This window comes from Bradyrhizobium sp., assembly GCF_030654605.1.
Classification (GTDB): Bacteria; Pseudomonadota; Alphaproteobacteria; order Rhizobiales; family Xanthobacteraceae; genus Bradyrhizobium.
This window is the reverse complement of the sequence record NZ_JAURXB010000241.1, coordinates 48,443-57,361: the sequence shown is the minus strand read 5'-3', so window position 1 is coordinate 57,361 and position 8,919 is coordinate 48,443. Positions and strand designations below refer to the sequence as shown.

5 protein-coding genes are annotated in these 8,919 nt (G+C 60.2%); all 5 read left to right on the top strand.

Going from position 1 to position 8,919, the window contains the following annotated elements:
• The first annotated feature begins 146 nt into the window (after positions 1-146).
• The 5 genes from Q7U29_RS21950 (at position 147) to Q7U29_RS21930 (ending at position 8,912) form a co-directional block, all read left to right on the top strand.
• Positions 147-4,118 (top strand): AAA domain-containing protein, encoded by a 3,972-nt coding sequence (locus Q7U29_RS21950; protein WP_304744738.1) that lies wholly within the window; start codon positions 147-149, stop codon positions 4,116-4,118.
• Between the two features lie 3 nt (positions 4,119-4,121).
• On the top strand, positions 4,122-5,603 hold the full coding sequence (locus Q7U29_RS21945; RefSeq protein WP_304744736.1) for a hypothetical protein: 1,482 nt from the start codon (positions 4,122-4,124) through the stop codon (positions 5,601-5,603).
• A gap of 227 nt (positions 5,604-5,830) precedes the next feature.
• Complete coding sequence (locus Q7U29_RS21940) at positions 5,831-6,091, top strand: pyocin activator PrtN family protein (RefSeq protein ID WP_304744734.1); 261 nt, start codon at positions 5,831-5,833, stop codon at positions 6,089-6,091.
• A gap of 908 nt (positions 6,092-6,999) precedes the next feature.
• Positions 7,000-7,938, top strand: a complete 939-nt coding sequence (locus tag Q7U29_RS21935) for an NAD(P)-dependent oxidoreductase (RefSeq protein ID WP_304744732.1) — start codon at positions 7,000-7,002, stop codon at positions 7,936-7,938.
• Entirely contained in the window at positions 7,935-8,912 is a 978-nt protein-coding gene (locus Q7U29_RS21930; protein WP_304744730.1) for an NADPH:quinone oxidoreductase family protein, read from the top strand. The genes Q7U29_RS21935 and Q7U29_RS21930 overlap by 4 nt, the downstream gene beginning before the upstream one ends.
• Positions 8,913-8,919: the final 7 nt, after the last annotated feature.

Here is an 8,919-nt window from a genome sequence, read left to right as displayed (position 1 = left end):
AACACCCTCTCTATGTCGAGTATGCGTGCCACCAGCCGGCCGATCCCAACTACACCGGGCTACTCCGGCTATGGGACTTCAGTGCGGAGTCCGAATTCCTTGTCGAGGAAGAACGGCGGCCCGTTGCCGAACGGGAGCGCGCGGTCTTGGGCCACATCCGGGTCCAGGACCCAGCCTTTTATCAGAATTACCTTCTGCAGTCGGTTCGCTACGATTCGGAGTTCACGCTCCGATACTCGGAAATCTTTGACCGCCTTCCCGACCTCGAACGACTGACCCGCTTCTCGGGCGTTATCGACGATCTAGCGATCGAGCGGCGGATCGAGCTGGCAAAGCTGTTTCTCGATCGCGTCGCAAGCCTTCACCGGGTACGCGTCGCGCATCGCGACCTTGACCGCCATTCCGTGTGGATCGACGACCGGCGCAGCAAGGTCGTGCTGTCCGGATTCGGCGCCGCGCATTTCCCGGAACGAAAGTCGATCGGCGAGACCCGCTCGAAACTCATGGCCGGCGGTCAACGAGTGCCTGAAGACGTCAGCGGCAGCGTGCGCGGAACGGCGTTCCAGCAGGACGTGTTCCTGGCGGCCGCCCTCGTCTGGGGCCTTCTCACCGGCAAACGTCTTCAATCCGTGGACAAAGTGCCGGTTTGGCCGCCGGATAGTCTGGCAGACGAGAACGACGTGCCGCCGGCGTTCGCCCCATGGTTCGATAAATGTCTGCAGCTTGATGCACGCAAGCGGTTTCAGGATGGCGTCGAAGCAGCCGACGCTTTTGCCGAGCTGGTCCGCAAGACAGAAAAACTATCGCCCGAAAGGCAGCTCGAACGATACCGGCATGACCTCGATCCGATTTCAGATTACGCCCCCATCGAGTGGATCACGCAGAAACCGTACCGGATATACCGGGCGCGCAAGAACGACGCCGATCTCTTCGTCAAGAGTTGGCCGGAACGATCGCTTGGCGACAGACGCAAGGCAGCCGTTCGCCTGATCGAATTCTTTGGCAAAGCCCACGCGCTTCGCCTGGTTGCCTCTGAGTGGCTTCCGAACATCGAACTGGCGTGCCTGTGCACGGATGGATTGCTCTTGGTCCAGGAGTGGATCGATGGAATCGCGCTCGAAACATGCGATACCACCGACTGGTCGCCCCTGGACCTTCGCTTATTCGTGATCGACCTCGTCACCGCGATCGAGGAGCTTCATGAGCTGGGCCAAACGCACGGTGACCTCTCGCCCGCTAACATCATGGTTCGAACGCGTGAAGGGCGGCCGCGCCCGGTCCTCGTCGATACAGTCGATTTCTCGTCGGACGAAGGCGGCAAGAAAACGCCCGCGTATTGTCCGCCTGAAGACACGGACCTACGCGTCCGCGACCGGTATGCGGTTGGCCAAATCTCCCTGGAGCTTGCTGATCGTTGCCCGGACGCCGAAACTAAGGCGGCCCTATTGCTTGGCGTTGCGAAAAGCGGCGAAGGCGCCGCGCCGTGGTTGACCCTAAAGATTCTCAAGGACGCCCTCGCACCGCAAAAGGCGCAGCCGCCCGCGCCCGTGCTCAACCTCACGATTGAAACTCCCCGCACGTCCTTTGAGGGACAATTATTGTCCGACAATGGGCTCTTCCATCTGGTCAAGTCAAAGGGAAAGAGCTCGATAGACATATTCGGCTTCGATCAGCGCGTCACGATTGACCTTGACGACAAGGATTTGAAGCCCCGGTACGCGGTTGCCCAAGGTTCCGATCTGAACGGCGCCTCTTGGGCGCAACGGTGGCGTACGTTTTCATTCAAAGGCAGCGTTTCCGTTCAGCGCGCGCAACGGGCGCGCTTTTCGGGCTTCGACGAACTGGCGGCAATACTCAAATCGGACGCGGCACAGGCTGCGCCCAGCGCGGATCAACAGCAACAACCCGCGGCCCCCGCCACAGAGAAGCAACCGCGGGTTCAGCATTTTCCGGTGGCACGGTTTTGGCAGGAAACCATCACAGTTGAGGATGAAATCACCCCCGATGTGCAGCTCGCCGAGGATCCAAAATTCGATTCCGAAGAGCGCACGCTCTTTCTTTCGGTGGCGACTGACATCTTTTCCGAACTTGAAATTACCGACGGGCAGCCGGTCGGCGTCACCTGGAATGGGCGCAAGCTCGGCGATCTCGATTCAGTCCGCTCGCGGGGCACTGCGCTGGTCGTTCGCAACGTCCGCAACTTCCGGGGCTTGCGCGCCGGCGCATTCCTGAAGCTTCAGACTTCGGACGACTTCACCAGCTTCCAGCGGCGATCGCGGGCTGTTGCTAGAATCCTTGAAGGCCGGTCCCAGATTCGGAACCTTGTTGGCTACTTCGATCCGCAGAACGCCACACCCCCGCAAAATACCGGATCGGACGTGAGTGATGACGACATCTCCTGCTACAAACTCAACGCCGATCAGTCCGAAGCTTTCAAACATCTTTGGAAGTTCGGCCCGGTCGGGCTGCTACAAGGACCGCCCGGCACCGGAAAGACTCTGTTTATCGCTTCCCTCGTGCACTACGCTCTCACGCGCGCCCATTTGCGCAACGTTCTCGTCCTTTCGCAATCTCACGAAGCTGTAAACACCGCAGCCGAGCGAATTCTCCAGGTCTCAGAACGGCTCGGCGGCGCCATCGATCCTTTGCGCGTTGGCCAGCACGCTAAAATATCCCCCGCGCTTCGCAAATATCACGCGCGCGCCATTCAGGATCGCTATCGCGAGCTCTTCCGTGCCGGCATTAAGGAGCGGGTGTCGGCGGCCTCGGGACGGCTCGGCCTCGACCGCCACTACGTGGCCGAGGCGCTTGAGATCGAAGCCGTGTTCGGATCGCTCGCCCGCCACATTGAACTCTGCGAATCGGACATTGCGACTGGTATTGACGCCGATGTCGTCACCGCGGCGAGGGATCGTCTCGCTTCTCTCATGGATGTTTGGCACACGGCCCTCAGGGAGCGTGACATTGACGGCGAGGGCAACCCACGGGACGCGTTGGGCGAGATGCGTGAGGATCTCGCGTCGCGTCATTCCGTCTACGACGTCGATGCGCGCCGACGGCTCTTGCGGCTTCTCCAGCTCGGCAATGAGTGGAGTTCGGTTCTCGGCATTCGCGGTCGGAGCCTGGAGGAATTGTTGGCCCGGAGCCGGAACCTCATCTGCGGCACATGCGTGGGCATCGGACGGCCTGGCATCCAGCTCGAACGCAACGCATTCGACCTGGTGATCATTGATGAAGCCGCACGTTGCACGCCGAGCGAACTTGCCGTCGGGATGCAATCCGCCCGACGGATTCTTCTTGTAGGCGATCATCGCCAGCTTCCACCGCTCTTTGATCATGAACTTCTAAGCGCGATCGGCCCCCGGCTGGGCATCGCCTCCCGCAAGGACCTCCAGCGAAGCGATTTCGAGCGGGCGTTCCATTCGGAGTACGGCCGGGCTGTCGCCCGCAGCCTGAAGAAGCAATACAGGATGGCGCCAAAGATCGGGCGCCTTGTCTCCGACGTATTCTATCCGGGGCAAGAGCTGAGCACCGAGCGCGGCGCGCCACCATCTTACTATGGCCTGCTTCCAAAACCGCTGGATGACGAGATCGTCTGGATTGATACCGGACCCTCCCGTTCGGGCCGTCGCGAAAGCGCGGTAGGTACCAGCTATGTCAACAGGAGTGAGGCAAGCGCGGTAATTTCCCTGCTCCGTTCGATCGCAGCGTCGGAAGCGTTCCTGACAGCTGCGAAGGCCGACCTCAAGAATGACGAGCCACTCATCGGCGTCATCTGCATGTACGGACCGCAAGCGGACCTCATCGACGAATTGTTCGTAAGCTCCGGCTTACCGGAAGAGTTTCGCTCGCTGGTCAAGATCGATACGGTCGATGCGTATCAGGGAAAGGAAAACAGGGTCATCATCGTTTCGCTCGTCCGGAGCAATCCCGAGTACAATATGGGCTTTGTGCGGACGGCTAACCGCATCAATGTGGCGCTCTCACGTGCCATGGAAAGACTGGTGCTCGTCGGCTCGGCGCAGATGTTCGGAGGACAGGCCAGCCCGCTTTCGCTCGTTCTCAATACGCTTCGCGCGCAAGGGCGCGTCGTCAGCGATAATCGCGGGGAGCGATAGACCATGGCGTCAGATCTCCGCCACGATGGCATCGAAATCGACACCGTCTCATTCGTCGTACGCGCGCAAAAATTCCGGGTTGCTGCAATGGTCATGAAGCGCACGCCGGTGCCGGTCGCAACCGAATTTGCGACGCGTCTTGTTCATCTCGTCCAGGGCATTCGATTGGAGGAAATGGCGGGGTTTTTCGACTTGGAGCCCGCGGAATCAAAGGTCTTGTTGGAAGATGTTCTGAGCACCGGCCTCGTGACGGAACGCAACGGACAGCTCGTCCTATCACAACGGGGACACGAAGCGCTGTCGCCCCTGACTGATACGCTTGAACTCTTTGAAGTTGAAGACATCACCACGACGATATCCTTGGACCTAGCCGCCTTCGCCCCCGTCGACGAAACCAATCTTAATGCTCGTGAAGCCCGCATTGTCGAAGAGCTCAAGCTACCCGATCGAGAAAAGGCGGCCTCCGCAATCGCCGCGGCTAGGGATGCATTCGAGTTGCATTTTCAGGAGTGGCGATCGGGACAAGGCCGACGCTGGCTCGACGAAGATACGCGGCTGCATTCCATCGAAGATATTCAGGTGGTTGGCACGTTTCCGTCGGTATTTCAGATCCCGGTCCGGTGGCGCGCAGGCGACCCGCCGGCGATTGAACCCGATTTTTCGGAACTTTCGCAGAGGGGACGGTCCGGATCGCGGAATTCTCTTATTGCCGAGCTGAGCACGCGCTTGAATGCGTTCGCTGCGCCACAGGATCATGACAGGGCGTTCGAGCTGCTCGCCGAACTGGACAATGGGCTTTTCAGGCGCGACGGAATGCGATCGTCGCGGGAGCAACACCACTGGGCTGCTTTGTTCGAGAAGCCGGAGCAGCGCCCTTTACAAGGTTTTGCCGCTCCTGGACTCCGGCTCGCGGGAACTACCTCCACGGCAGCCGTCCGGTCGGCACTACTTGACTGGACGCAAAGTGTAGGCGGGGCCTCGACGGCAACTAGAGCACCCGTCTTCTGGCTGCCGCCGCGGAGCGCGAGCTGGGGCCGAAGCGTTCCGTTTGCAAACCTTGCAAGCGCCCTCTCGACCGCTAATGCCCCGGATGATGGCACCGTCTTGCTCGCAAGAACGCAGGACGGTGGCAGTGATCAGAAGTTCTGGTCTAAGCTGTATGGTCCGACAAGCAAACTCTCCGCCAGTTTCGACAGGTGCCTTGCAGTTGCTGCGACTGACCTACCAGATGCATTGGAGATTATCGTCAAGCCTGGGTCATGGGCGATGGCGCTCATCCACGCGCCGGAATCGGCATCCGGCTACCCCTTCCCGTTTGGATACATCACGGCCTCGCGCGACATCGTCGATCGCATTGCCCACCGTATCGCCGAATTGGCATCCCGCGCCGACGGCACCAAGGCCGTGCTGTGGACCCGCACAGGAGAAGACCCACACAAGGCCCTCGCCATGATGGACGAGGCACTGGGGATCGGCGTCGCATGACTTTCACGGGCCGGCTACTCGGCCGGACGTCTTCTCGGAGGGCCCAGACGTGTCGCTCCGAATGCTAAGTGGTTATTTGTAGGCGTGTCTTTGACGTAGCAATATGCGCCTCACCAATCCGCACATTCTACGCCACGGCCGCCTAATCCCGCCCGTGCGTATAAGCCCTCTTCCACAAAAGTGGTTCTGGAGGTTTGATCCTGGCGTGGGCGTGTGGAATTTTCGCAATGAATACTGCTTTCCTCTTGATGGCGCAGTACGGTGGTAAGGCAATCATTCCGATTGAGGACGTGTGCCGGGACTATTTCTCCCATCTCAATGCTACGAAGCTGGTACAGAAGATATCGGCAGGCGAAATAGCAATTCCACTCGTCCGCATTGAAACCAGCCAGAAAAGCGCCAAGGGCGTCCACCTCGTTGATTTGGCCAAGTATCTCGACGCTCGCGTGGAAGCGGCCAGAAAGGAAATGATCGCCCTCACTACTTAACCGGATCAAAACCGAGTCGGCTTGTTTCAATCGAAACTATATTAAGCCTAGTCCAAACGCGCGAGGTGCTTCGCTAGCGACCTACCCTCGCCTAGGCAATGGCTTTTCAGCGAAATATTGGTTTCGGTAATTTACTGCAGAAGTCGGAGATCCCAGCCGATAATTATTACTTTGCTGCTGTCGATGCTTTAGGATCGATCTCTTCTTGCTCAAGCATCTTTGCCTGGTCTGTGCGAAGCCAACGAGCCAACTCGCCGATAGGGGATGGTCGGGTCGCCAGCCTTTCCAGTCCATTACGAGACTGCAATGGCGTCCCCAACGTCAAAGCAAGTGTTGAACTCATTTCGTGCAAACAAATAGGTACGTTGCTGTACTGAAGGCGAAACAGTCGGAGTCCGTTGCGCAAAAGCACCGTCCGTTCGCCGCAAGAACAACTGAACCGCTTGTGCACTTCGAAAAGCGCCGCTGGTCGGCGAACGCGATCGCACGGAATAACCGCGGCACGCTGTATTGCGCGACAGCAAACCGAAGGCAGGACCGAACCGAAATACGTTTGCTGGAGGCGCCATCAAGAGCGCGGTACAGCATTTGGTACAGCATGGCTGATCGCGACCATGCTTAAGTGCTGAGAATATTTTGTTTTTCTCTTTTGGTCCGTCCAATCCATCATCGGGGCGACGGAAAAGCGGTGGTCTAAGATGTTCATTCTATTGGTATTTTTCTACACCAGAGCGGCTCTGGTGAGCAATTGGGCGACTGAAGAATTCTGCGTGAGCAAGCTCCGGTATATCCGCTTTTCCAGGATCATGTCAGCCCGGATTGGATTCTAAGCCGCTGCTCCTTTTGTGGGACGGCGTTTCAACCACAACAGCCTGCGCAGACTGGGGATTGACTGGCCTGCGTCGGTAATGCCTCAACACGGGAGCAAAAAATGCGGGGAGAGATGCATGTCGGAGAAGGTCGCGGTCATCGGAATGGGACAGATGGGATCGGGGATGGCAGGACGCCTCAAGGAGTCCGGCCTCGATGTCGTCGGTTATGACGTCAGTGCCGATCAGCGCGCCCGCCTGGCCAGGGACGGCTTCCAGATGGCGTCTGACATCGCCGAAGCGCTCGCCGGGCGAACACTGGTGCTGACCAGCCTGCCCGATCCGAAAGCCGTGATGGAAGCATGGCTCGGTGCCGACGGGATCGTCGCGCACGCCGCCAGGGGTACGCTGTGCATCGAACTGAGCACCATCGACCCGCAGACGATGCGGCAGGTCGCCGGGGCCGCTACCGCCCGCGGGCTAGCAGTCGTCGATTGCCCCGTCAGCGGCAGTCCCAACGAGGCGCGCAGCGGCAAGCTGATCCTGATCGCCGGCGGCGAGATGGCCGACGTAACCCGCGCCGAACCGATCCTCAAGCTGCTCGGCAACGACTGGAAATACACCGGCGGCGTCGGAACCGCGAAGGTCGTCAAGATCGTCAACAACATGATGTCGATGGGCAACGTGCTGGTGGCGGCGGAAGCGTTCGCGCTCGGCGTTGCCGCCGGCGTCGAGCCGGACAAGCTCTACGACGTGTTGTCGGTGAGCGGCGGCCGTTCGCATCACTTCACCAAGCGCTTCCCGAACGCGATCAAGGGAGATTTCTCGCCGGGCTTCAAGATGGAGCTGGGCGAGAAGGATCTGGCGCTGGCCGTCGAACTCGGGCGAACGACCCGGGTGCCGACACCCTCCGCTTCCGCGACCCGCGAACTCTACGCGCTGGCGCTGGCCGAGGGATTTCGCGGCCAGGACATCGTCTCGCTGCTGGCGATGTATCAGAACTGGGCCAAGCCGGCGCCGTCGGGAGGCAACAAGTGAAAGCGGTCGTCGTCGAGAACTACGATTCCATCGACAATATCCGGCTGCAAGACGTTGCCATGCCGGACGTGTCGGCCGGTCAGGTTCGTGTCAGGATACAGGCTGCCAGCGTCGGGTTCGTCGATGGCCTGAAGGTGCAGGGGCTGTATCAAACCAGGGATCCCCTGCCCTTCACGCCTGGAACGGAATTCGCCGGAATCGTGGATGCGACGGCGGCCGATATCACGGAGTTTACGCCGGGTACGCCGGTCATGGGCATGGCGAGATCGGGTGGGCTGGCGGAATACATCACCGTGCCGGCGGCAGCGCTGGAGCCGATGCCGGTGGGGATCGCGCCCGAGGTCGCGGCCTCGTTCCGCGCCAACTACCTCACCTCGCTCTATGCGCTGAGCGAGCGCGCCGCGTTGCGCGCGGGCGAATATCTGCTGGTACTGGGCGCGGCCGGCGGCGTCGGAATCGCCGCGGTTCAGCTCGGCAAGCTGCTGGGCGCCCGCGTCATTGCCGCGGCCTCAAGCGAGGAAAAACGAAATTTTGCCATTCGCTTCGGCGCCGATGCGGCAGTGGATTACACGCAGGCCGATTGGCGCGACAGGCTCAAGACGCTCACCGATGGTCACGGCGCCGACGTGATCTTCGATCCCGTCGGCGGCGAAGTCTCGCTGCAGGCATTCCGCTCGATCGCCTGGAACGGCCGCCATCTGGTGGTCGGCTTCGCCGCCGGCAGCATCCCTGCGCTGCCGTTCAATCTGCCGCTGTTGAAAGGCGGCTCGCTGCTCGGCGTCGACCTCGCCCAGATTCCCCGCCGCGAGCCGGAGGCGTACCGGCGCGTGATGGCGCAGCTGTTTACCTGGCTCACTGAAAAGAAACTCGAGCCGGTGGTGGGCAAGGTGTTCGCATTCGATGATTTTCGTGATGCGTTCCGGACCATGCGGAACCGCACGGCGCTGGGGAAGATGGTGGTCAGGATCGGATAGCAAAGGG

Coding starts and splice junctions, on each gene's coding strand:
- Q7U29_RS21945 (WP_304744736.1), top strand. CDS start 4,122: ATGGCGTCAGATCTCCGCCACGATGGCATCGAAATCGACACCGTCTCA.
- Q7U29_RS21940 (WP_304744734.1), top strand. CDS start 5,831: ATGAATACTGCTTTCCTCTTGATGGCGCAGTACGGTGGTAAGGCAATC.
- Q7U29_RS21935 (WP_304744732.1), top strand. CDS start 7,000: ATGCCTCAACACGGGAGCAAAAAATGCGGGGAGAGATGCATGTCGGAG.